The 21,055-nt window shown below is 72.1% G+C and carries 20 protein-coding genes; 4 read left to right on the forward strand and 16 right to left on the reverse strand.

What is annotated here, in order from left to right; genetic code table 11:
* Window positions 1-51: 51 nt before the first annotated feature.
* The gene (locus ACTOWY_RS02955; RefSeq protein WP_441308051.1) at window positions 52-1,377 is read left to right on the forward strand and encodes an acyltransferase family protein; all 1,326 of its coding nucleotides are present in this window, start codon (window positions 52-54) and stop codon (window positions 1,375-1,377) included.
* On the opposite strand, the gene ACTOWY_RS02960 is transcribed toward ACTOWY_RS02955, so the two are convergent.
* Window positions 1,372-2,700, reverse strand: coding sequence for a glutamate-1-semialdehyde 2,1-aminomutase (locus ACTOWY_RS02960; protein ID WP_441308052.1), 1,329 nt, complete (start codon window positions 2,698-2,700; stop codon window positions 1,372-1,374). The genes ACTOWY_RS02955 and ACTOWY_RS02960 overlap by 6 nt on opposite strands.
* Window positions 2,700-3,356 (reverse strand): GNAT family N-acetyltransferase, encoded by a 657-nt coding sequence (locus tag ACTOWY_RS02965; protein WP_441308053.1) that lies wholly within the window; start codon window positions 3,354-3,356, stop codon window positions 2,700-2,702. Before ACTOWY_RS02965 ends, ACTOWY_RS02960 begins: the two co-directional genes overlap by 1 nt.
* Before the next feature lie 42 nt (window positions 3,357-3,398).
* On the opposite strand from ACTOWY_RS02965, the gene ACTOWY_RS02970 reads away from it, so the two are divergent.
* Together ACTOWY_RS02970 and ACTOWY_RS02975 are read left to right on the forward strand one after the other, a co-directional pair.
* The gene (locus ACTOWY_RS02970; RefSeq protein WP_441308054.1) at window positions 3,399-4,151 is read left to right on the forward strand and encodes a WecB/TagA/CpsF family glycosyltransferase; all 753 of its coding nucleotides are present in this window, start codon (window positions 3,399-3,401) and stop codon (window positions 4,149-4,151) included.
* Between the two features lie 25 nt (window positions 4,152-4,176).
* Window positions 4,177-5,295: a glycosyltransferase gene (locus ACTOWY_RS02975; RefSeq protein WP_441308055.1), complete on the forward strand. Its 1,119-nt coding sequence runs from the start codon at window positions 4,177-4,179 to the stop codon at window positions 5,293-5,295.
* A 13-nt stretch (window positions 5,296-5,308) separates the two neighbouring features.
* On the opposite strand, the gene ACTOWY_RS02980 is transcribed toward ACTOWY_RS02975, so the two are convergent.
* The 9 genes from ACTOWY_RS02980 to ACTOWY_RS03020 all read right to left on the reverse strand — a co-directional run bounded on the left by ACTOWY_RS02980 (window position 5,309) and on the right by ACTOWY_RS03020 (window position 15,085).
* Window positions 5,309-5,686 carry a hypothetical protein gene (locus ACTOWY_RS02980; protein ID WP_441308056.1) on the reverse strand — a complete coding sequence of 126 codons (378 nt, stop codon included), beginning with the start codon at window positions 5,684-5,686 and terminating at the stop codon, window positions 5,309-5,311.
* The gene (locus tag ACTOWY_RS02985) at window positions 5,676-6,281 is read right to left on the reverse strand and encodes a DUF1707 SHOCT-like domain-containing protein (RefSeq protein ID WP_247759827.1); all 606 of its coding nucleotides are present in this window, start codon (window positions 6,279-6,281) and stop codon (window positions 5,676-5,678) included. The genes ACTOWY_RS02980 and ACTOWY_RS02985 overlap by 11 nt, the downstream gene beginning before the upstream one ends.
* A gap of 180 nt (window positions 6,282-6,461) precedes the next feature.
* A complete protein-coding gene (locus tag ACTOWY_RS02990; protein ID WP_441308057.1) occupies window positions 6,462-7,601 on the reverse strand; it encodes a glycoside hydrolase family 6 protein in 1,140 nt (379 codons plus the stop codon).
* 58 nt (window positions 7,602-7,659) lie between these two features.
* A complete protein-coding gene (locus tag ACTOWY_RS02995) occupies window positions 7,660-9,144 on the reverse strand; it encodes an oligosaccharide flippase family protein (protein ID WP_441308058.1) in 1,485 nt (494 codons plus the stop codon).
* A complete protein-coding gene (locus ACTOWY_RS03000; protein WP_441308059.1) occupies window positions 9,141-9,965 on the reverse strand; it encodes a glycosyltransferase family 2 protein in 825 nt (274 codons plus the stop codon). Before ACTOWY_RS03000 ends, ACTOWY_RS02995 begins: the two co-directional genes overlap by 4 nt.
* 2 nt (window positions 9,966-9,967) lie before the next feature.
* A complete protein-coding gene (locus ACTOWY_RS03005; protein WP_441308060.1) occupies window positions 9,968-10,909 on the reverse strand; it encodes a glycosyltransferase family 2 protein in 942 nt (313 codons plus the stop codon).
* Window positions 10,906-12,198, reverse strand: coding sequence for an O-antigen ligase family protein (locus ACTOWY_RS03010; protein WP_441308061.1), 1,293 nt, complete (start codon window positions 12,196-12,198; stop codon window positions 10,906-10,908). Before ACTOWY_RS03010 ends, ACTOWY_RS03005 begins: the two co-directional genes overlap by 4 nt.
* Window positions 12,195-12,926, reverse strand: coding sequence for a Wzz/FepE/Etk N-terminal domain-containing protein (locus ACTOWY_RS03015; protein WP_441308062.1), 732 nt, complete (start codon window positions 12,924-12,926; stop codon window positions 12,195-12,197). Before ACTOWY_RS03015 ends, ACTOWY_RS03010 begins: the two co-directional genes overlap by 4 nt.
* A gap of 14 nt (window positions 12,927-12,940) precedes the next feature.
* Window positions 12,941-15,085 carry a glycosyltransferase gene (locus ACTOWY_RS03020; RefSeq protein WP_441308063.1) on the reverse strand — a complete coding sequence of 715 codons (2,145 nt, stop codon included), beginning with the start codon at window positions 15,083-15,085 and terminating at the stop codon, window positions 12,941-12,943.
* A 28-nt stretch (window positions 15,086-15,113) separates the two neighbouring features.
* On the opposite strand from ACTOWY_RS03020, the gene ACTOWY_RS03025 reads away from it, so the two are divergent.
* Complete coding sequence (locus ACTOWY_RS03025) at window positions 15,114-15,659, forward strand: dTDP-4-dehydrorhamnose 3,5-epimerase family protein (RefSeq protein WP_441308064.1); 546 nt, start codon at window positions 15,114-15,116, stop codon at window positions 15,657-15,659.
* A gap of 137 nt (window positions 15,660-15,796) precedes the next feature.
* Here ACTOWY_RS03025 and ACTOWY_RS03030 read toward each other — a convergent pair whose 3' ends face one another.
* From ACTOWY_RS03030 to ACTOWY_RS03050, 5 genes are read right to left on the reverse strand one after another with little or no spacing between them, the layout of a single operon-like run.
* Window positions 15,797-16,831, reverse strand: coding sequence for an NAD-dependent epimerase/dehydratase family protein (locus ACTOWY_RS03030; RefSeq protein ID WP_441308065.1), 1,035 nt, complete (start codon window positions 16,829-16,831; stop codon window positions 15,797-15,799).
* 5 nt (window positions 16,832-16,836) lie between these two features.
* Entirely contained in the window at window positions 16,837-17,490 is a 654-nt protein-coding gene (locus ACTOWY_RS03035; protein WP_441308066.1) for a PIG-L deacetylase family protein, read from the reverse strand.
* Between the two features lies 1 nt (window position 17,491).
* Window positions 17,492-18,325 (reverse strand): glucose-1-phosphate cytidylyltransferase, encoded by an 834-nt coding sequence (locus ACTOWY_RS03040; RefSeq protein ID WP_441308067.1) that lies wholly within the window; start codon window positions 18,323-18,325, stop codon window positions 17,492-17,494.
* Window positions 18,322-19,590, reverse strand: coding sequence for a methyltransferase domain-containing protein (locus ACTOWY_RS03045; RefSeq protein ID WP_441308387.1), 1,269 nt, complete (start codon window positions 19,588-19,590; stop codon window positions 18,322-18,324). Before ACTOWY_RS03045 ends, ACTOWY_RS03040 begins: the two co-directional genes overlap by 4 nt.
* Window positions 19,587-20,957: a sugar transferase gene (locus ACTOWY_RS03050; RefSeq protein ID WP_441308068.1), complete on the reverse strand. Its 1,371-nt coding sequence runs from the start codon at window positions 20,955-20,957 to the stop codon at window positions 19,587-19,589. Before ACTOWY_RS03050 ends, ACTOWY_RS03045 begins: the two co-directional genes overlap by 4 nt.
* Window positions 20,958-21,055: the final 98 nt, after the last annotated feature.

The following is a 21,055-nucleotide window of genomic DNA, read 5'->3' on the forward strand; positions in this document are numbered from 1 at the left end:
TCGGGAGTCCACCCCATGGCTGCGGCGGGCCCGGCCCGCGAGGCTTTTCCCATGAGCAGCATGGGGGTCCGCGGGGCTACGCCGGTCGGCACCGGCAATCGCAACGCGGTGGTGGATCTGGTCCGGCTGACCGCGGTGGGCATGGTCGTGCTGCTGCACTGGATCAGTCCGGTGATCACCGTGGCCAATGGCGCGGTGAAGGCGGGGATCGCGTTCTCGGGACCGGTGACCTGGGTGGCGACCTGGTTCCTGCAGGTGATGCCGCTGGTGTTCATCGCGGGCGGGTTCGTCAACACCGCGGGGGTGGACGCGACGGTCCGCAAGGGCCAGTCCGCGGTGACCTTCCTGGCCCGCCGGGCTCGCCGCCTGGTGACCCCGACCCTGCCACTGGTCGGGATCTGCGCGGCGCTGGCCACCGCGGGTTCGCTGCTGGGTCAGCCCGCGATCGCCATCGTGGGCGACCAGGCGGCGAACCCGCTGTGGTTCCTGGCGGTCTACCTGGTGGTGGTCGCGCTGGCGCCGCTGATGGTGCGGCTGCACGACCGGTTCGGCCTGGCCGTGCCCGCGGTGCTGACCCTGGCGGTGGCCGCGGTGGACACCTACCGGTTCGCCACCGTGGGGCTGAGCGGGCCGGCCGGGATGCTCGGCGATGTCAGCCTGGTGCTGGTGTGGGTGACCGTGCACCAGCTCGGCATCGTGCTGGCCCGCGGTGGCCTGGCCCGCTTCGGCGACCGGGGGCTGCTGGCGGTGGCGGGGGTCGCGGTGGCCGGGATCGTGGCGCTGATCGTGTTCGGGCCGTACCCGCCGGCGCCAATCGGGCTGCCGGACGTGCCGGTGTCCAACCTGGCCCCGCCCACGGTGCTGATGGTGCTGCTGGGCATCGCGCAGGTGGCGCTGCTGGCCCGGTGCACGCCGTGGCTGGAGCGCAGGCTTGGTGGCGCGCGGACCCGGAAGGTGTTGCAGCGCGGGAACTCCACCCTGATGACGGTGTACCTGTGGCACATCCCGGCGGCGCTGCTGGTGGCCGGGGTCTGCCTGCTCGCGCCGGAGCTGCTGCTGCCGCAGCCGGGCGCGGCCTGGTGGTCCTCCCGGCCGATGTGGCTGCTGGCCTGCGGGCTGGTGCTGTTCGCGCTGGTGAAGTGGTTGCGGCACTGCGAGACCGGTGAGCGGGAGAACCGGCGTTCCGGGCCGGTGTCCGCGCCGCTGATCGTGCTCGGCACGGTGGCCGCGGCCTTCGGGTTGCACGAAATCTTCCTGCACGGCCTTGACCTGGCCGCGCAGGACGCCGCGGGGGCGTGGCGCGGGGTGCTCGCACTGGGGGTGGGCGCGGTGCTGTTGCGCGCTGCCGAGCGGGCTACCTCATCCTCAGCGTCATAGTCGCCGCGGTTCGGCCCGGCTCCGCAACGCGGGGGCGACCGGGCGGCCCTGGAGCAGGCCCTCGACCGAGCCTGCCTCCAGGGCCTTGCGGTACACCCCGAGCGCGCCCTGCACCGCCTCGGCGGTGTGCGCCAGGTCGGCGTCGGTGTGCGCGGCGGAGATGACGAAGGACTGGCCGAGCACGCCCCGGCTGAGCAGCTCCTGCAGGAACAGCGTGCGGTAGGCCTGGGAGGGGCGGCCCTGGGCGTCCCTGGTGGTGAAGACCAGGCAGGACGGGCGGCCCAGCGCGGCCACCGCGTCCTGCACGCCGTACTCCCTGGCCAGCTGGTTGACCGCGCCCGCCAGTGCGGCGCCCTGACGTTCCATCACCGCCACCGGATCGGACTCCCGGTACACCGCGGCCACCGCCCGGAACGCGGCCAGCGACACCGATTCCGCGCCGTGCGTGGTGGAGAGCAGGAACACCCGGTCCGCGTCGGTGGCCAGGCCGCCCAGCTCCATCAGCTCCCGGCGGCCGGCCAGCGCGGCGATCGGGAAACCGTTGCCCATCGCCTTGCCCCAGCAGGACAGGTCGGGGCGCACCCCGTATACCTGCTGCGCGCCACCGGCGGACCAGCGGAAACCGGTGATCATCTCGTCGAAGATGAGCACGATGCCGTGCCGGTCGCAGATCTCCCGCACCCCGGCCAGGAAACCGGGCTCGGGTTCGGCCAGCGTGGTGGCCGCCTCCATCACCACGCAGGCGATCTGTCCACTATGGACGTCCACAATGGACCGCAGCGAGTCCAGGTCGTTGTAGCGGAAGGCCACGGTCAGCGCGCGGACCGCGGCCGGGATGCCCGCGGACATCGGCACGGTGCCGATGAACCAGTCGTCGGTGGAGAAGAACGGCTGGTCGGCGCAGATGGCGATGAGGTCGCGGCCGGTGGCGGCCCTGGCCAGCCGGACCGCGGCGGTGGTCACATCCGAGCCGTTCTTGGCGAACTTGACCATGTCCGCGCCGGGCACCGCGGCCAGGAAGTCCTCGGCGGCGGCCAGTTCCAGGGTGGTCGGCCGGGTGAAGTTGAGGCCGTCGGCCAGCACCGCGCGCACCGCGTCGACCACCGGGGCGAAGCCGTGGCCCAGGGTCACCGCGCGCAGGCCCATGCCGTACTCGACGAACTGATTGCCGTCGGCGTCGGTGACCCGGGCGCCCGCGCCCTTCACCAGTACCGGGGTCATGAATTCGGGGTACTGGTCGGCGCCCCTGGCGTAGGTGTGCGCACCTCCCGGCACCAGCTCGTGCAACCGTGCCTGCAGCTGGGCGGACCGGTGGAAGCTCATTACCCCACAATATTCGCCGGGCTCCGCAGCCATTCCGCGTCCTCCGGCAACAGGCCCCAGAGCTGGTGGTCGAGCAGTTTGCCGCCCACGTGCATGTGCGCGCGCAGCACGCCCTCTTTGCGGAAGCCGTTGCGCGCCACCAGGATGCCCGCCGCCCGGTTGCCAACCCCGACCGGCGCGGTGAGCCTGCGCAGGCCGACCGGGCCGAAGCCGTGCCGGATCAGCTCGCGCATGGCGGTGGCGGCCACCGCGGTGCCGTGGAAGGCGGAGTAGACCCAGCCGCCGAGTTCGGCCAGGCCCTGGTCGCGGTCGATCCGGTCCAGCATCATCTCCCCGGCGAAGCGGCCGTCCACCTCGACCACCATCGGGATCATGCCGCCGCGCCGGGCCGCGCGCAGGAAGTCGTCGCAGCGGGCCCGCCAGACCTGCCGGCAGGACCGGCTGTCCCAGGAGGCGGCGCTGGTCGGCCACCAGGGTTCCAGCCACTTGCGGTCCGCGCGCACCGCCTCGCACCAATCGGGTGCGTCGGCTGGTCTGGGTGGACGCAGGGTGACCGCGCGGTCGTGTCCGGACAGGGGACCGAGCACCGCGGGCCAGCCCGGGTGGTGTGGCCGCAGCCGCCGGGTCACCGCGGCCAGCAATACGCCGCTGCGCATGAAATTCCACTCCTCACAGCCATTCGACGGCAAGATACTGACATGCGCTCGAACGTCCCGACAGTGACCGTGCTCGGCATTCGGGTGGTTTGCCTGCCCCGGAAGCAGGTGCTCTCCGTAGTCGGCGAACTGCTCGACTCGGCCGCCCCCCAACTGCTCGCCTACGCCAACGCGCACTCGCTCAACCTGGCCGTCCGCAACGCCGCCTACCGGCGGGTACTGGACGACGCGGCGCTGGTGCTCAACGACGGCTCCGGCCTGGCGATCGCCGCGAAGCTGCAAGGAAAAAGCTTTCCGGACAACCTCAACGGCACCGATCTGACCCCGGAGATCCTGCGGGTGGCGGCGGAGCGTGACGCCCCGGTGTACTTCCTCGGCGGCGAAGAGGGCATCGCGGCGACCGCTGCGAGAAACCTCACCGCCAAGATCCCCGGGTTGCGGGTTGCGGGCACCAGGCACGGCTTCTTCACCGAGGCCGAGCAGCCCGAGGTGATCGCCGCGATCAAGGCGTCCGGGGCGCGGATCCTGGTGGTGGCCATGGGAAATCCGCGGCAGGAGCTGTGGCTGGACCGCCATCTGGCCGATACCGGCGCCCGGTTGGGGGTAGCCGTTGGCGCCTTCCTGGACTTCGCCGCGGGCAAGGTTTCCCGGGCGCCCAGGTGGATGCAGAAGGCCGGGATCGAGTGGTTGTACCGGCTCGGGCTGGAGCCGCGCAGGCTGTTCGCCCGCTACGTGCTGGGCAACCCGCTCTTCCTGGCGCGGGTGCTGGCCGAGCGGGTCTTCACGAAAAGGTGACCGGGAGCGGGTACAAATCGAGGCCGTGACGACTTCCCGGGTGTGCTTCGTGACCACCTACCCGCTGGGCCGGGCCGAACTCGGCGGCAGCGGCTGGGTGGACCGCAGGCTGGTCGCCGTGCTGCGCTCGACCGGCGTCGAGGTCGAGGTGGTGTGCGTCACCGGCCCGCCCGGCCAGTGGGCCGAGCAGGAGGTGGTCTGCCACGCCGCGGGCGATGTCCCACTGGAGATCCGCGGCGACCGGGCCAAGCTGCTGCGGGTGGCCGCCGGCATGGCGGTGACCGAACAGCCTTACCTGTCCCGCAAGTTCACCGCCTTCCCCGGCTGGCGGGCGGCGGCCCGGCTGCTGCACGAGCGCGCGGCAGGCCGGAAGGTGATCACCAGTGGCTGGCCGGGCCTGCTGCTGGCCGAGGCGGCCGGGGTGCCGGTGGCCGCGCACATCGCGCACAACGTGGAGAGCACCATCGCGCTGGAGCATTCGCCGCGGCCACTGCGCCTGCTGGGCGAGACCTGGCGGCTGCCGAAGGCGGAACGACGGCTGCTCTCCTTGCCGCGCACCGTCTTCGCACTCTCCCGCACCGACGCGGAGTTCCTCACCCGCTGGGCCGCGCCGACCCTGCCACTGCCGCTGACCGTGCGGCCGGTGCCGGATCCCGTTGCGGCGCAGGCGGTCGGCTTCATCGGCAAGGCCAGCTGGCCGCCCAACGAGCGCGCCCTGGCCAGCCTGCTCGGTCCGGTGCACGAGGAGCTGACCCGGCTGGGCACCGATGTGAAGTTCGTGCTGGCCGGGTCGGGAACCGAGGTGCACCAAGGACATCCGCGCACCACCGCGCTGGGCCGGGTGGCCGCCGAGGCCGAGTTCTACCGGCAGGTCGGCCTGGTGGTGGTGCCGCGCTTCGGCGCGAGCACCGGGATCAGCGTGAAGATGCTGGAGGCCGCCGAGTACGGACTGCCCTCGGTGGTGCCGCCGCAACTGGCCGAGGCGGTGGACCCGGCCGGTCCCTGGCTGATCGCCGACGGCCCGGCACAGACCGCCGCGGCCATCCGGCGCTGGCATCTGGGCGAGACGACGGTGGACGTGCCGGGCTGGACGGCCGCGCACGACGGGACGGAGACCGGGCAGGCGCTGCTGGCCGCGCTGTAGCGGGCTGGCGGCGCTACAGGTCCGGCAGCGGGTCCGGCGGCAGGAAGGTGGTCTCGTCGATCTCCGCGTCCGCGCAGCGCACCACCGGGATGTACTCGTCCTCGATCTCCAGCATGGTGCTGCCGATCTCGATGGTCGCGGTGGTGCGGATGTCCACCGGGCCCAGCCTGCTGGTCCTCGGATAGTGCGCGAGCACCCCGTTCGGCCGGTTGCGGCGAAGGAAACTGCAGGTCAGGATGGTCACCGTGCGGCTGGTGACGGCGACCAGCACCGGGGCCATGCCCGGGTTGAGGGTGACCGCCGGGAACAGGTAGCGCAGTTCGGCGCCCGCGGGCAGGAACCCGCGGCACCGGTCGCGCACCTCGCCGGATAACGGCACCTCAGTCGTCATCCCCGCGGGAGATCGCCTTGCGCGCGGGTTTGGTCCGGATGTCGATGCCGCCCATGAAGGCGAAGCCCTTGACGTGCACCACGGGCGCGTTCGGCGGCAGGTCCTCGTCGTCGACCTTGACCTCCTTGCCGCCCATGAAGCTGAACCCGCCGACCTCCACCCGCACCCCTGGCGGCACGGTGATCTCCACCCCGCCCATGAAGGCCACCGCGACCACGGTGATCTCCGGCGCGCTGAACTCGGCCCGGCGCAGGTCGATCTCGGTGCCGCCCATGACCGCGATCGCCGCGGTCTTGCGGGTGACCCGCCAGCGGCCCTTGCGCACCGCGCCGGACATGAAGGAGACCACCCACTTGGTCTTCTCCCCCACCGGGCTGTGCCGGATCGGCACCGGGGTCGGCGCGGGCGCGGCGAGCACCGGCAGGTCGGCGACCACCCGGTCCAGCTCACCGCGGGTGAGCGCGGCGTAGGCCAGCCCGACCCGCTCGTTGTACTCGGTCAGGGTGATTCGCCCCTCGCCGACCGCCTGGTTGAGGCGCTGGGCGATCAGGTCGCGTTCGGCGTCGCTGACCCGCATCTCGGGGAGGTCGTTCATGGGGGCCAGGCTAGTGGGTGCGCTCAACCCGCCGCCGAGTGTTGGCCGAACTGGTACGGGGTGTTGGCCGTTGTGGACCGACGGCGACCGACTTGGGCCAACTCGGCGTACGAGTTGGCCCAACTACCCGTACCACTGTGGCCAACTCGGCGTACGAGTTCGGCCAACACTCGGGTGGGGTTAGAGGCCGTTGAGCAGGCTCATGGCCAGTTCGGGGACGAAGGCGCCGGAGTCGGTGCCCTTGCCGGTGCCGCAGTCGCCGTCGGAGGCGCCGGGTTGCTTGATCCAGAGCAGTGCGTCGGGGACCTGGGGTGAGGAGCCGTCCACCGAGGGGGACTGGCCGATCTTGCGGCCGGGCGGGTTGCACCACTCGCCGTTGGAGCCGTTGCCGTTGCGGCTCACGTCGATGACGAACCCGTGTTTGCCGCCGCCGCGGGCGGCGATCGCGGCCTGCACCAGGCGGCCGTAGGAGATGGCCTCGGCGGTGGTGTTGAAGTTGGACACGTTGACCGCGAAGCCGCGGGCGCCGCTCACCCCGGCGTCGATGAGCCGCTGGGCCAGGGTGCCGGGCGGGTTGTACCGGCCGTCGCCGCCGTCGAGGTAGGTCCAGGCGTTCGGGGCGCGCTGACTCAGCGTCGCGACCGCCTCGGCGAGCATCCGCAGCCGGTCCTGTTTGCCGGTGGGGTCCAGGCAGGACAGGTGGATCAGCGCGTCGGGTTCGAGCACCACCAGCGCGGGGGTCTTGCCGATGGCGTCGGCCACCGTCTCCACCCACTGGCGGTACTTGTCCACCGAACCGGCGCCGCCAGCGGAGTGGTTGCCGCAGTCGCGGTTGGGGATGTTGTACGGCACCACGACGGGCAGCTGGTCCTCGCGGGCCGCTGCCTGCACGTAGGAGCCCAGCCAGCTCCGGATGTCGCCCTCACCGCCGATCCAGCGGGCCATCGGCTGGGCGGCGATGCGTTCGTTGATCAGGTGTGCCCGGCCGTCGCCCTTGTTGGCGCGCACCCAGCGGGCGGCGTTGCTCTCCGAGTCCACGAACAGCCCCCTGGTCTCCGCGATGGGGCTGGGCGCGGCGGGTCCGGCTGGCGGGCGGGGCTGGTTGCCCGGTTTGCCCGTGGGCGGGTTCTCCGAGGGCGCCGGGGCCGGCATCGAGCCGGACGGCAGCTCGGGCACCGAGGTCGACTCGGCCAGGGCCGGGGGTTCGGTCGAGCTGGCGGGGGCGGCCGCGGGCTCCGGAGTTGAGCACGCGGCCACGGCTAAGAGCAGCGTGATCCCGGTCGCCGCCAACCCCCGTCGGCGCGCTGTGTTCGATCCCATCAGCTTTGCTCCCGTGTGGGTTTGTTGTCCCCTGCTGGGGGTGCCAGAACCTGTGAGACTAGGACCCTTCCCGCAAGGTCGCGACTGGTCGTTGGGGTGATGCGCCGTTCAGCGCACGTTCGATGTGGTGCCGTCGGGCGTACCAGCCCACGCCGACGATGGCTGCGGTGAGGGCGCCGCCGAGGGCCACGTCCAGCAGCGGTGAGTCGGCGAAGGCGCGGATGGCCAGCAGTCCGGTGACCGCGAGCAGCCCGGCCAGCGCGGGGTAGGCCAGTCCCTTGGCCAGCGCGCCGAGGGAGATCCCGGCGCGGTGCAACCGCCAGGCGTGCACCGGCACGGCGACCGCGAAGGCCACCACCGCCTGCGCCCAGCCGACCCCGACCAGCCCCCACGTCATCGCCGCGACAATGGTCGCCGGCACCAGCGCGACCAGCCAGGACACGTTCACCAGGGCCGAGGACAGCGGCGCGCCCACGGCCAGCAGCAGCTGGAAGGCGAGATCGGTGAGCACCCTGGCGATCGCGGCGATGGCCAGCGCGCTGAGCACGTGCGCGGCAGGCGCCCAGGCCGAACCGTAGATCACCTCGACGATCGGCCCGGACAGGATCGCCAGCGCCAGCCCGCCCGGCAGCACCGCGATGCCGACCATGCCGACCACCTCGCCCGCGGCCAGGTTGAGATCGACACCGCGGTCCCTGGCGCGGGAGAAGGTGGCCAGCGCGATGCGGTCCAGGGTGGTGGACACGATCGACACCGGCCAGTTGGCGACGTTGTTGGCCAGGTGCAGGAAACCTAGAGCGGTGATGCCGAGCACGCTGCCGGTGACCACCAGGGGCACCGTGTTGGACAGCACGATCACGATGCCGGAGGCCACCACGGTGATCCCGTACCGGCCGACCTCGCCGAAGTGCTCGCGGTCGAAACCGAAGCGCGGCAACTGCTTGCTCACGCACAGCAACACCACCACGACCACCAGGGTGCCTGCGACATGCCCGATGGCCAGTGCCCAGGCGCCGAACCCGGCCAGCGCCAGCCCGCCGGTCAGCGCCAGGTTGACCACCACGCCGGACAGGTCCGCGACCAGCCTGCTGGCCTGACGCAGCTCCCTGGTCAGCAGCGCGCCCGGCACGGCGGCGAAACCGTCCAGGAACACGTTGGCGGCCAGCAACCGCACGATGTCGGTGGCCGCCGGACTGCCCAGGCCGGTGGCCAGCGCGGGCGCGATCACCAGGCACAGCGCGAAGGCCGCGGTGCCACCGCAGACCGCGACCGTCCACGCGGTGGGCAGCAGTGGCCGCACATCGCCGGAGTGCCGCACCACCGAGGCGGCCGCGCCGAGGTCGTTGAAGGTCAGCAACAGCATCTGCACCACCAGCGCGGCGGCGTAGAGGCCGAACTCCTCCGGCGCGAGCAGCCGGGCCAGCAGCACGCCGAGCAGGAAGGTGCCCAGCCGGGACAGCAGCGTGTTGAGCAGGCTCAGGCCAAGGCCGCGGCGGAACCGGCCGCCGAGTTCGGCCTGCGGCACGGCTCCGTCGGCGGTCACCGGCTCGCTCCGAGCGCCTCGGTGGTCCACTCGCTGAAGTAGCTGCCCGCGTGCACCGCGTAGTCCACGGTCACCTCCGGCAGGTGCTCGACGCGGAGTCGCGCGGAGAGCCGATGCACCAGTTCCCAGTCCTCTCGGGGGTGTACCCAGCCCGGCCGCGCCCAGGGATCGAAGCGCAGGCCGGGAAAACGACGCACGGCCAGCGCGTTGACGTCCACCCAGGCGGTGTCGGCGTGCGCCCGCCGGTCGAAGTCCCGGCCGAGAACGTCCACTGTGGACCCGTCGGCGCGGGCGCGGTGCAGGTCGGTGTAGACCAGTCCGGCGCCGCGGCGCAGCGCGGGCAGCACGGTGGCCAGGTGGTGCGGGCGCCAGGTGTTGTCGTCGTCGAGGAAGGCCACGAACGGCGAGCGGGTCAGCCGGATGGCGATGTTGCGGGCCAGTCCGGGGCTGTGGTGGTTGCGCCCCAAGGACAACACGGTCAGGCGTGGGTCGGCGGGCAGCTCGCCGAGTTCGCCGCCGCCGTCGTCGACGACCACCACGGACAGGTCCGTGACGGTCTGCGCGAGCGCGCTGCGCACCGCCCGGCCCAGTGCCGCCGGCCGCCGGTAGGTGGGCACGGCCACGGTGACCAGCGCGGTCGGCCGCACCGGCAGCGTCGGCGCCAGGCGGGCGATCTCGCTGTCCTCGGCCTTGCGCGCCGCGGTCCGGTCGGCGGCGAACTTCAGCCGCCACCAGCCCTCGGCCACCACGTAACGCCCGACGGTGCGGCGCAACGCCTGTTTCACCCCGTCGGGCAGTAGCCCGTAGTCCCGGTTGCCCATCCTCACCCTTCCGCGAGCAGCGCTGCGACCTCGGCGGTGGCGGCCGGGTTGGTCGGGAACCCGGCGAGCAGCCGGGCACGTCCGGTCAGCAGTTCCCGCAGCGCGCGGCGGTGCGTGCCGCGGCGCAGCGGGAGTCGCAGCGCCTGGCTGAACACCAGGGCGAGCCAGCCGGCCACGGCGGCGGGGCGGGACTCCCAGGTGGCCAGGTGCACGACCTTGTTGGTGATCAGTTGCGCCCACAGCGCGGGCGAGACGCCGAACTCGCCGCCGCGGTGCAGCGCGTGCGCGCGGGGGGCCTGGCGGATCCGCCAGCCCGCGTCGGTGACCCGGCGGCAGTAGTCGGTCTCCTCGGAGTAGAGGAACAGCTCGGCGCGCCAGCGGCCGACCCGGTGCGCGACGCCGGGCGCGAGCATCAGCGCGGCCCCGTTGGCCCAGTCGATCCGCTCCCTGGCCGGGCCGGGCGGCAGCTGCTCGCCGTAGGACCCGGCGCGCCCGCCCAGCAGTGCCTCGGCCAGCACCCGCGGCGGGGTGGGGCGGCGGCGCAGGGTGGACTCGGGGTGGCCGTCCGGGTGGCGCACCAGCGGCACCGCGATGCCCACCGCGGGATCGGCGCAGACCTCCAGGAGTTCGCGCACGGCGCCGGATTCCAGCCGCACGTCCGGGTTGAGCACCAGCACGGCCTCATCGGCGCCCGCCAGTTCCAGGCAGGCGTTGATCCCGGCCGCGTAGCCCAGGTTGCCGCCGGTGTGCAGCACGGTGGCCTTGGGCGCGAGTTCGGCGATGAGTTCGGCGCTGCCGTCGCTGGAGGCGTTGTCCGCCACCACCAGCCGCCATTCCGGCACCCCGTCCAGGGCGGCTGGCAGGGCGTCCAGGAAGGCGGGCAGGTCGGCCGCGGAGTTGTAGGTCACCACGGCCAGCACCACGGCGGGTACTCGCGAGGTCATCGTTCTCCTCCGGCTTGGGTCACGATCGCGCCCGACATCCCGATCATCAGGAAGGTCAGCGCCTGGAACTGGGGGAAGGACAACGCGTCGAAGGTGGCGAAGCAGACCGCGCACACCAGGAGTCCCACGGCCACCGCCCACGCCGCGTCGCGAAGCTCGGGCGCGATGCTGCCAGGCCGCCGGAAGATCCGCCAGGCCAGCCAGGCCGGGATCAGCAGCAGGACGAGCAGCGCGAGCACGCCGGGCAGGCCGGATTCGACCGCGGTGAGCAGGTACTGGTTGTCCAGGTAAGGCTGTGGTGGCGCGGTGTAGGTGCCGAATCCCTGACCGCTCAACGGCGCGGCGGCCAGTTTCTCCGCCACGTAGCCGTAGTCGTCCAGCCGGCCGGTGAGGCTGTTGTCGGTGCGCGCGCCCAGGATCGAGTTGCCCAGCACCTCGGCCAGCCTGGGCACCGCCACCGCGGCGAGGGCGACCACGCTGCCCAGCGCCAGCACGCCGGTGATCCAGCGCAGGCCGCCGATCCGGGGCAGGCTCAGCAGCAGCACCAAGACGAGACCGAGCAGGCCGGTGCGGGAGATGCTGACCACGATCCCGCCGCCGAGCACGGCCACGCAGGCCCACCACAGCAGCGGGTACCGGCCGTGCCGCACCAGGTGCAGGGCCAGTGGGACCGCGGTGGCGCAGACCGCGGCCAGTTCGATCGGGTGGTTGGCGAAGCCCAGCGCGCGCTCCAGGCCGCCGCGGGCCAGGTCCACCGTGCCCAGGCCCTGGGCGGTCAGGCCGGGGAAGCTGAGATAACCACGCAGGTCGATCTTGAGCGCGAAGTGCACGCCGGCGGCGAAGGCGGACACCGCGGCGCCGAGCACCACCGCGCCGAAGACCGCGCGCAGCATGGCGGGCCGGTTCAGGCCGTCGCAGGCCAGCAGCGCGACCCCGGTGCACACCGCCAGCAGCAACGTGTTGCGGTCCGCCGAGCCGAGCCGGTCGTCCGGCACGCCGAGGAACAGCGCGAGCGCGTTGGCCGCGGCGAAGACCAGCAGCGCGCCGAACAGCGTGGCCCGCACCGGGTTGGGCGCGGGTTTCAGCCCGAGGCCACCGCCGAAGCGGGCCACCAGCCACCACAGCAGGCACAGCGCCCCCAGCAGCCTGCCGGGGGTGAGCGAGCCGCCGACCCCGGAGATCACCAGGTTCTGCGGCAGCGCGAACAGCAGCGCGGCCGCCACCAGCACCCGGTGCGGTGGCAGCCGCCGTGCCGGGGCGACCGGGAGGGCCGCCACGCGCACGTTCACTGGCGTTCCTGGGGGCGGACTTCGGCCACCTCCGCGAGCTTGATGTGCTCGGTGACCTCCGCGTCGGAGTCCTGCAACCGCTTGCGCGGCGAGGGTTTCGACTCGGGCTCCGGCGCGGGTGGCCGGTTCCGGTTGCCGCGGCGGTCGACCAGGATCACGGTGAGCACCACGATGATCAGGCCGATGCCGCCGGTGATGCCCAGCGCGCGCAGCTGCCCGGCCCTGGTGGTGCTGACCTCGTTCGGCGAGAGCACCTCGTTCAGGGTGAGCTGCTGCTCGACCGGCACCAGCAGGGTGTCCTGCCGTCGCTTGAGTTCGTCCTTGATCCGCTGCATGGCCAGCTGCCCGGTCTTGCGCACCGCGGCCTCGTTGACCCCGGTGGCGATCACGGTGATGAACGGACTGTCCGTTGTGGACACCCCGCCGCCCTCGTTGGAGACCTCCAGGGCCGCGGTGCCGCCCTGGGCGGCCAGCTCCCTGCGGGTCTGCTGCGAGTTGAGCACCGCGATCACCACGACCGCGGCCTGGCCCTGCGCGCGGTCCACCGCGGCGAAGGGGTTGCGGTCCTGGCCACCGTACTGGCGCAGCACCATGGTCAGGCTGGTCGCCCGGTACTGCTGCGGCACCGCGAAGGCGACCGCGCCCAGTAGCAGGACCAGCCCGGCGAGCAGCAGGGCGGTGAGCTTCCACCGTCGCCGCAGCACCCGAAAGACATCCAGTGCGTCCACGTGCTCTCTCCCGATCACCGATCGTCCGGGCGTCCCGGCCCGGTGATCATTCTCGCTCCGTCCACCGCTGCCCGCGCCAGGTTGCGCGCCATCGGCACCGCGTTGGCCTGGAACCAGGGTCGCAGCGCCCACAGCGCCCGGCCCAGTTCCGTCCCTCGCAGCGGCGAGTTGCGCACCGCCTTGAGGTACCAGCCGGCCTCCTCGACGTTGGGCAGCACCAGCTTGCGCCCGTCGGTGCGCTGCTGCCGGTACCAGTCCCGCTGGGAGACGCTCTGGGTCAGCCTGCGCTCGTGCAGCCGGTGGAACAGCAGGTCCTGTTCCACCTCGGCGAAGGGTCCGTGCAGCGCCAGTTCGGCGACCAGGATGCGGTCGTTGTTCTTCACCGGCGGCAGCAACAGCGTACGCAGCAGCACGTCCCGCTTCATCAGGCCGTAGCAGTGGTAGTTCTCGTGTTCCAGCCCGATCAGGTCGCGCAGCCGCGCCACCGGGTCCAGGTGGTTGGTCCGGCACGGGTTGCGCCAGATCTCCAGGGTGTTGCCGTTGCTGTCGATCTGCCGGGCGGCGCTGAAGGACAGCACCGCGAACGGGTCCCGTTCCAGTGCCTCCAGCAGCAGGCGTAACCGGTCCGGGTGGGATGCGTCGTCGGAGGCCGCCCACAGGAAGTAGGGGCTGTTCACCTCGCGCACCAGCAGGTTGTGGTTGGCGGTGACGCCCACGTTCTCGGTCCGGCGCTGGTAGTGCACGCGTTCGTCCTTGGCGGCCAGTTCGCGGCAGATGTCCTCGGTGCCGTCGTCGGAGCAGTTGTCCGCGATGTGCAGCTCGAAGTCCACCCCGCGCTGGGCCAGCAGCGAGTCCAGCGCGCCTTGCAGGTACGGCTTGCCGTTGCGCACCGGGAAGCCGATCGCGATGGGCGCGGGGGCCTTGCCGATGAGAGTGGGCGCCGGACGCGGGGCACTGGCGGGTCGGTCGTCGGTCGGGGCGCTCATCGGGGGTTCCTCTCGGCTCGGCGGCTGCGCGGCTCGTGGCTCGGGTTCGGCGATGACCCAGCCGGTGATCTCCGGGTAGGCGGCCCGGACCTCGGTGAGCAGATCCGGCAGGAACAGCAGCACCTCATCGGGCGCGGCCGCGATCAGCTCGGCCGGCGCGACCACGGGCACCCCGCTGCCCGGCATCCGCCGTCCGTGCTTGGCCGGGGAGGCATCGGCCACCGCGGGCAGCAGTTCGGGTCCGACCCCGGCCGCGCACAGCAGCGCGACGGCCCTGGACGCGGCCCCGTAGCCGAGCACCCGTTTCCCGGCGGCCCGCCGCTGGGTCAGGTAGCCGTGCAGGGCCTCCGCACTCACGCTGACCTGGCGCTGCAACGTGGCGAGCACGGCCGGATCGGTCGCGCCAAGGGAGTTCTCCCCGATCAGCAGCGCGGACAGGCCGGGTTCCGGCGCGGCCGGTCCCTTGACCGCGGCCAGCAGCACGGTGCCGCCGTAGAGGTCGAACACCCAGGCCGCGCGCGGGCTGAGCCCGGCAACGGTGAGCATCCGGGCCAGCGCCGGGGTGGAGTAGTAGGCGTAGTGGCCGTGCCGCAGCGCGTTCCACTGTCCACATCGGAGGATGGTGGCCAGTGAGTGGAACTGGACCAGCAGCACGCCACCGGGTTCCAGGCGGTCCACCCGTTCCTTGAGCGCGGCGGCCTGGTCGGCGTGGTGCATGAGCCCGAAGCAGTCCAGCACCACCTGGGCGGTCTCGCCCGGCGCGACCGGGTGCAGGCCGCGTTCGGTGAGCCGGGGCAGCCAGGAGCCGCCGTGCGGGCTGCCGTACTCGGCGACGGTGGCCCCTTCCGGCAGCAGCCCGGCGGCGGCCACCCGGTGCACGGCGTCGGCGGCCTGCTCGGCCAGCGCGGCCGGTTCGGTGGCCCTGGGCTCCTCGGGCACGGTCGGATCGTCGAGCAGCTGGGCCAGTCCGCAGTTGTCGCACAGCCACAGTTGCAGCGGGTAGGCCGGATCGGGTCCAGGGTCGGTGGCCGCCGGGAAGTGGTCGCAGGCGGGCTGGGTGTGCAGGTCCAGCACCACCAGGCCGTGCCCACCGCGGCAGAACCGGCAGGCGTGCCGCTGGCCGGCGGCGGGTTTTCCTTGTGCCGCAACGACACTCTTCTGGTCAGTGTCCATCGGTGCCTCGCTGGGGCAGGATGCCCGGGTGGAGATTCGCCGCACCGGCCTCGCCGATGTCCTGCTGTTCGTGCCCGCCCCGCACCACGACGACCGGGGCCTGTTCACCCGCACCTTCGACGCCGACCTCGCCGCCGCGCACGGCCTGGACCCCGATTCCTTCCGCCAGGACTCCCAGTCCCGCTCCAGGGCCGGGGTGCTGCGCGGCCTGCACGGCCGGATCGGCCGCGGCGAGGCCAAGCTGGTCCGCTGCGCCCGCGGCGCCGTGCACGACGTGCTGGTCGACATCCGTCCCGGCTCGCCCACCTTCGGCCGGCACCAGGCCTTCCGGCTCGACGACGAGACCTTCGCCCATCTCTATGTCCCGCCGGGCTTCCTGCACGGCTTCCAGGTACTGAGCGAGACGGCTGACGTGTGTTACCGGATCGACCGCCCGCACGACCCGGCCGAGGACGTCGCGGTGCGCTACGACGACCCGGACCTGGCCATCCCCTGGCCACACCCGGTCGAGCTGATCAGCCCCCGCGACGCCGCCGCCGGCCCCTGGTCGGCGCTGCGCGCCACCCTGCGCTGACTCGTACCACTTGGGCCAACCGGTACGCCCGCTTGGGCAAAACCGGCGTACCGGTTGGCCCAACTCGCCATCGGAGGCGTACGACAACGGCCAACGTGGCGTACGACAACGGCCAACACGCGGGGGGATGGGGGCGGTCACGGGACCGGCTCCCAGACTGGGCGCAGGTCTGGGGCGAGGGTGCCTGCCGCCATTCGGTCGGAGAGGCGGGGGAGGCGGGTGAAGGTGCGCTGGAAGGTTTCCTGGGTGAGGGCGAACTTGCGGTAGGCGTCGGCGAGTTCGGCCGCGCCGCCCAGGACTGTCCACTGTGGACGGTACTCGGGCAGTGCCTCGGTGATCTTGGCGAAGTCGACCCGGTAGGAGCGCGGGTCGTTGCCCGCCTCGCCGGTGATGAGCAGTTCCGCGCCGGGCACCGCGGCCACCACCGATTCGGCGATCTGGGCCACGGTGAGGTTGTTCTCCACCATGCCCACGTTGAACGCCTGGCAGTGCACGGTCTCGGCGGGCGCGTGCAGCGCGGCCAGGAAGGCCGCGGCGATGTCGGCGGCGTGCACCAGCGGCCGCCAGGGCGTGCCGTCGGAGAGCACCCGGACCTGGCCGGTGAGGATGGCGTGGCCGACCAGGTTGTTGAGCACGATGTCCGCGCGCAGCCGCGGCGAGAAGCCGAAGGCGGTGGCGTTGCGCAGGAACACCGGGCTGAACCCGGCCCCGGCCAGGTTGACCAGGTCGTCCTCCACCCGCACCTTGCTCTCCGCGTACGGGGTGACCGGCCGCAGCGGCGCGTTCTCCCCGACCAGCTCCTCCCCGGCCGCGCCGTAGACCGAGCAGGTGGAGGCGTAGAGGAACCGGCTGACCCCGGCGTCCTTGGCCAGCCGGGCCAGCCGCACCGAGGCGGCGTGGTTGATGTCGTAGGTCAGGCCGGGGTCCAGCGAGCCGAGCGGGTCGTTGGACAGCGCGGCCAGGTGGATCACCGCGTCGAAGCCGGCGACGTGGTCGGCGGTGACATCGCGCAGGTCGACGGCGTGGCCGTGCGGATCGGCGGGCTCGGGGCCGAGCACGCAGTCGGCAAACAGTCCGGAGTCCAGGCCGTGCACCTGGTGCCCGGCCGCGATCAGCGCCGGGGCCATGACACTGCCCAGGTAGCCCTGATGCCCGGTGAGCAGCACCCGCATGGATCTCACCCTTCTGTGTCCAGCCGGAGCTGGATCTTGTCCGTGTGGAAGGCCTCCGCGTACCGGGCGCGGGTCTGCACGCCGCGGATCCGGGCGAGGCCGAGGAAGGTCTCCCGGTCGAACCAGTCCTTCGCCCGCTGCGACGGGTAGTGCTCGTCCAGCAGCGCGGCTTTCGCCTGCGCGACGGCGGGTTCGAGTGGCTGGAAGACGGTGGGCTGGGCGAGGTCGCTCTCCCACTTGAGGATCTCGTAGCCCAGGCGCAGCTGGTCCCGGAAGACCTGGGGAACCAGCTCGGCCAGGGCGCGGTGGTCCTGGTGCACGTCGTGCGGGGCCGGGGCGAAGACCAGCTGGGCCCGCACCCGGTCCCGGAAGGCGGCCAGCTCGTCCTTGGCCCGGCCCCAGTGCTGGGGCACCCGGCCGTCGGGCAGGTCGAGCACGGTCACCTCGAGGTCCGCGCCGGGACAGAACGCGGCCAGTGCGGCGCGTTCCTCGTCCTCACGTTTGCTGCCCGCGCCGGTGAGCACGAGCGCGCGCACTCGTTGCCCCGGCCGGGCCGCGCACAGCGACAGCAGCGTGCCGCCGCAGCCGATGGCGATGTCGTCGCAGTGCGCGCCGAGCACCACCACGGGCGCGGATCCGGCCGGGGACAACGAGAGCACCTCACACCCCGCTCAGCCGGAGCACCTTGGCCACGGGCGCGGAGTCCACGGCGGCCGAGGACTCCTGTTCCCACAACATCCACGGCCGGTCACCGGCCTGGTACCCCTGTTCCAGTGCGACCCGTTCCTTGACCGTGTCGGCGGGCTGCCAGAAACCGCGGTACGGGTAAGCCAGCAACTTGCCCTGTTTGGCCAGTGCGCCGCAGCCGTCCTCGACCAGGTCCCCGTTCTCCGGGATGTGCTCGAAAACCTCCGGCCGGAGCACGAAGAAGCCGCCGTTCTCCCACAGCGGCAGGCTGCTCACCGGCGTGATCCCGGAAACCTTGCCGTTCTCCCCCAGGTCCACGCAGTGGAAGGAGGACTGCGGCGGCACCACCATCATCGAGGCCGAGGCGCCGCTGAGGCCGAACCGGCGGACCATCTCGTCCAGGGGGGCGTCGGTGAGCACGTCGGCGTAGTTGGCCAGGAACATCTCCTCGCCCTCGACCAGGTGCCGCACCCGGCGCAGTCGCTCGCCGATCGGCGAGTTCTGGCCGGTCTGGGCGAAGGTGATGGTCCAGTCGCTGATGTCGGTGGAGAGCAGCTCGACCTTGCCGTCGCGCAGCACGAAATCGTTGGACGTGGTTTCGGCGTAGTTCAGGAAGAAATCCTTGATGTACTGCGCGCCGTATCCCAGGCACAGAATGAAGTCCTTGTGTCCGAAATGCGCGTAGTACCGCATCACATGCCAGAGCAACGGCCTTGGGCCAACCGGGTGCATCGGCTTGGGCAGATCGTCGGCGGAACCGTTGCGCATGCGCATCCCGTAACCACCGCAGAACAGCACTACCTTCATGGGTTCACCTCATTGTGTCCGTCGGCCGTGCCTGCGGCGGGATCGACTATCGAGAGTCGCGGAATGGGAAAAACCAGACGACCGCCCCATTCCGCCACACCGCGGAGTTGTTCGGTCAACTCGGCGCGCAGGTTCCACGGCAGCACCAGCACGTAGTCCGGCCGGTCCGCCTCGATGCGCTCCACCGGCAGCACCGGGATCCGGGTGCCGGGGGTGAACCGCCCGTGCTTGTACGGGTTGCGGTCCACGGTGTAGCGGAGCAGATCGGGCCGGATGCCGCAGTGGTTGAGCAAGGTGTTGCCCTTGCCCGGCGCGCCGTAGCCGACCACGGTCTTGCCGGCCTCGGCCGCCTCCAGCAGGAAGCGCAGCAGCTCGCGGCGCACCCGCCCGACCTGCCGGGCGAACTCGCCGTACCCGGCCACGGTGTGCAGACCCGCCGCGGCCTCCTCGTCGAGGACCGCGGCGACCCGGGGGCCGGGTTCCCCGGCGATCTCGCTGGGCCGCGCCCACAGCCGGATGGACCCGCCGTGGGTGGGCAGCAGCTCGACGTCGAGGAGGGTGAGCCCGCCGCTGGCCAGCGCGCGCTGGGCCGAGGCGACGGTGTAGTACTGGAAGTGCTCGTGGTAGATCGTGTCGTACTGGGTTCGCTGGACCAGCGTGAGCAGGTGCTGGACCTCGATGGAGACCCAGCCGTCCTCGGCCACCAGCGCCCGCAGGCCCTGGCTGAAGCCGAGCACGTCCGGGATGTGCGCGTAGACGTTGTTGGCCACCACCAGGTCGGCGGGCCCGTGTTCGGCGCGCACCTTCGCCCCGGTCTCCGGGGAGAGGAACGCGGTCACGGTGGGCACGCCCTTGGCCCTGGCCGCCTCGCCCACGTTCACCGAGGGCTCCACGCCCAGGCAGCGGATGCCTTGGGCCACAACGTGTTGCAACAGGTAGCCGTCGTTGCTGGCCACCTCCACCACGAAGGAGTCACCGTCGAGTCCCAGGCGCTGGGCCGCCTCGGTCACGAACTTCTCCGCGTGCGCCACCCAGGAGGTGGAGAAGGAGGAGAAGTAGGCGTACTCGGTGAAGGTCTCCTCCGGCGTGATCAGCGGCGGCAGCTGCGCGAGCAGGCAGTCCGCGCACACCCGCAGGTGCAGCGGATAGGTCTGCTCTGGCAGGTCGAGTTCCGCGGCGGTGAGGAAGTGCTCACACGGCGGGCTCGCGCCCAGATCGACCACGCTGTGCAGCGCGGCGGAGCCGCACAGTCGGCAGGTCATCAGTAAGCACCCCGCCCACCGACGACCGCCGACGCGGTCTTCCACAGGATCACCAGGTCCATGAACAACGACCAACTCTCCACATAACGCAGGTCAAGCCGCACCGACTCCTCCCATGACAGGTCACTGCGCCCGCTGACCTGCCACAACCCGGTGAGTCCCGGTTTGACGAGCAGGCGCCTGCGCGCGTCGGGGCCATAGCGGGCGACCTCCTCCGGCAGCGGCGGGCGCGGACCGACCAGGGACATCGAGCCGGCGAGCACGTTGAAAATCTGCGGCAGCTCGTCCATCGAGTAGCGCCGCAGCACCGCGCCGACCCTGGTCACCCTGGGGTCGCGGCGCATTTTGAACAGCGGTCCGGCGGCCTGGTTGGCCCCGGCCAGTTCGGCCTTGCGGTGGTGCGCGTCCGGCACCATGGACCGGAACTTGAGCATGGTGAACATCCGCCCGTCCCGGCCCACCCGCGACTGCCGGTAGAGCACCGGGCCGCGGCTGGTGGTCTTGATCGCCAGCGCGATGACCAGGAACGCCGGGCTGAGCAGCACGGCCAGCAGCAGTGCGGACAACCGGTCCACCACCGCCTTGACCAGCCAGCCCGCGCCGCTGAAGGTGGGCGCGCTGACCCAGAGCATGGTCAGCCCGAACACCGGGGCCACGTGCAGCCGCGGTCCGGCGATCTCCACCAGCGAGGGCGCCACGACCAGTTCGGCCGTGCTGCCCTCCAGTTCCCAGGCCAGCCGCTGCAACCGGGCCGGGGTCCAGTCGGTGGACCCGGCCACGGCCACCATCCGGTAGCCGCCCAGCCGGACCCGGTCGACCAGGTCGTCCAGGTCGCCGACCACCGGCACGCCGGCGATCTCCCCCGGCACCCGGCGGCCGTAGCCCGCCCCGTGCGGGGTGCAGACGGCTTCCACCCGCCAGCCCAGGTGTGAGTCCTTGCGGGTGCGTTCGATCAGGTCGCGCACTGCCTCCGGGCTACCGGCGGCCAGCACCGGCAGCAGGCAGCTGCCGATCCGGCGGCGCCGGTGCAGCACCCGGCGCAGCAGGTAACGCACCGGGATGGCGATCCCGGCGAAGGCGGGCAGCGCGGCGAAGACCCAGCCGCGCAGGCCCTGGATGTCGGTCGCCAGCGCGACCAGCGCCAGGGCGACCATGCCGGTGAGCGCGGCGCGCCCGACCCGGTGGAACTCCTCCGGACCCTGCCCCAGCACCCGTGGATCCCAGGCCCGGCTCAGCGGCAGCGCCAGCAGCGCCGTCGCCCCGGTGGCCAGTCCCAGCAGCAGGGCCAGGCGACCTGACCCGGCCGCCTCGGTTGTCTTGAACACGCCGACCGCCACCACCGCGCAAACGATGGTCAGCAGGTCTCCCACCACGACAGCCAGTTGGTAACGCAGCTCCCACCCTGCGAAAACCTTCCGGGCCTGTAACGCGGGGGCCTCGGTTGCCGATAATTTCTTCTCTCCCGTTT

The sequence above is a fragment of the Crossiella sp. CA198 genome, assembly GCF_052078295.1.
GTDB lineage: Bacteria > Actinomycetota > Actinomycetes > Mycobacteriales > Pseudonocardiaceae > Crossiella.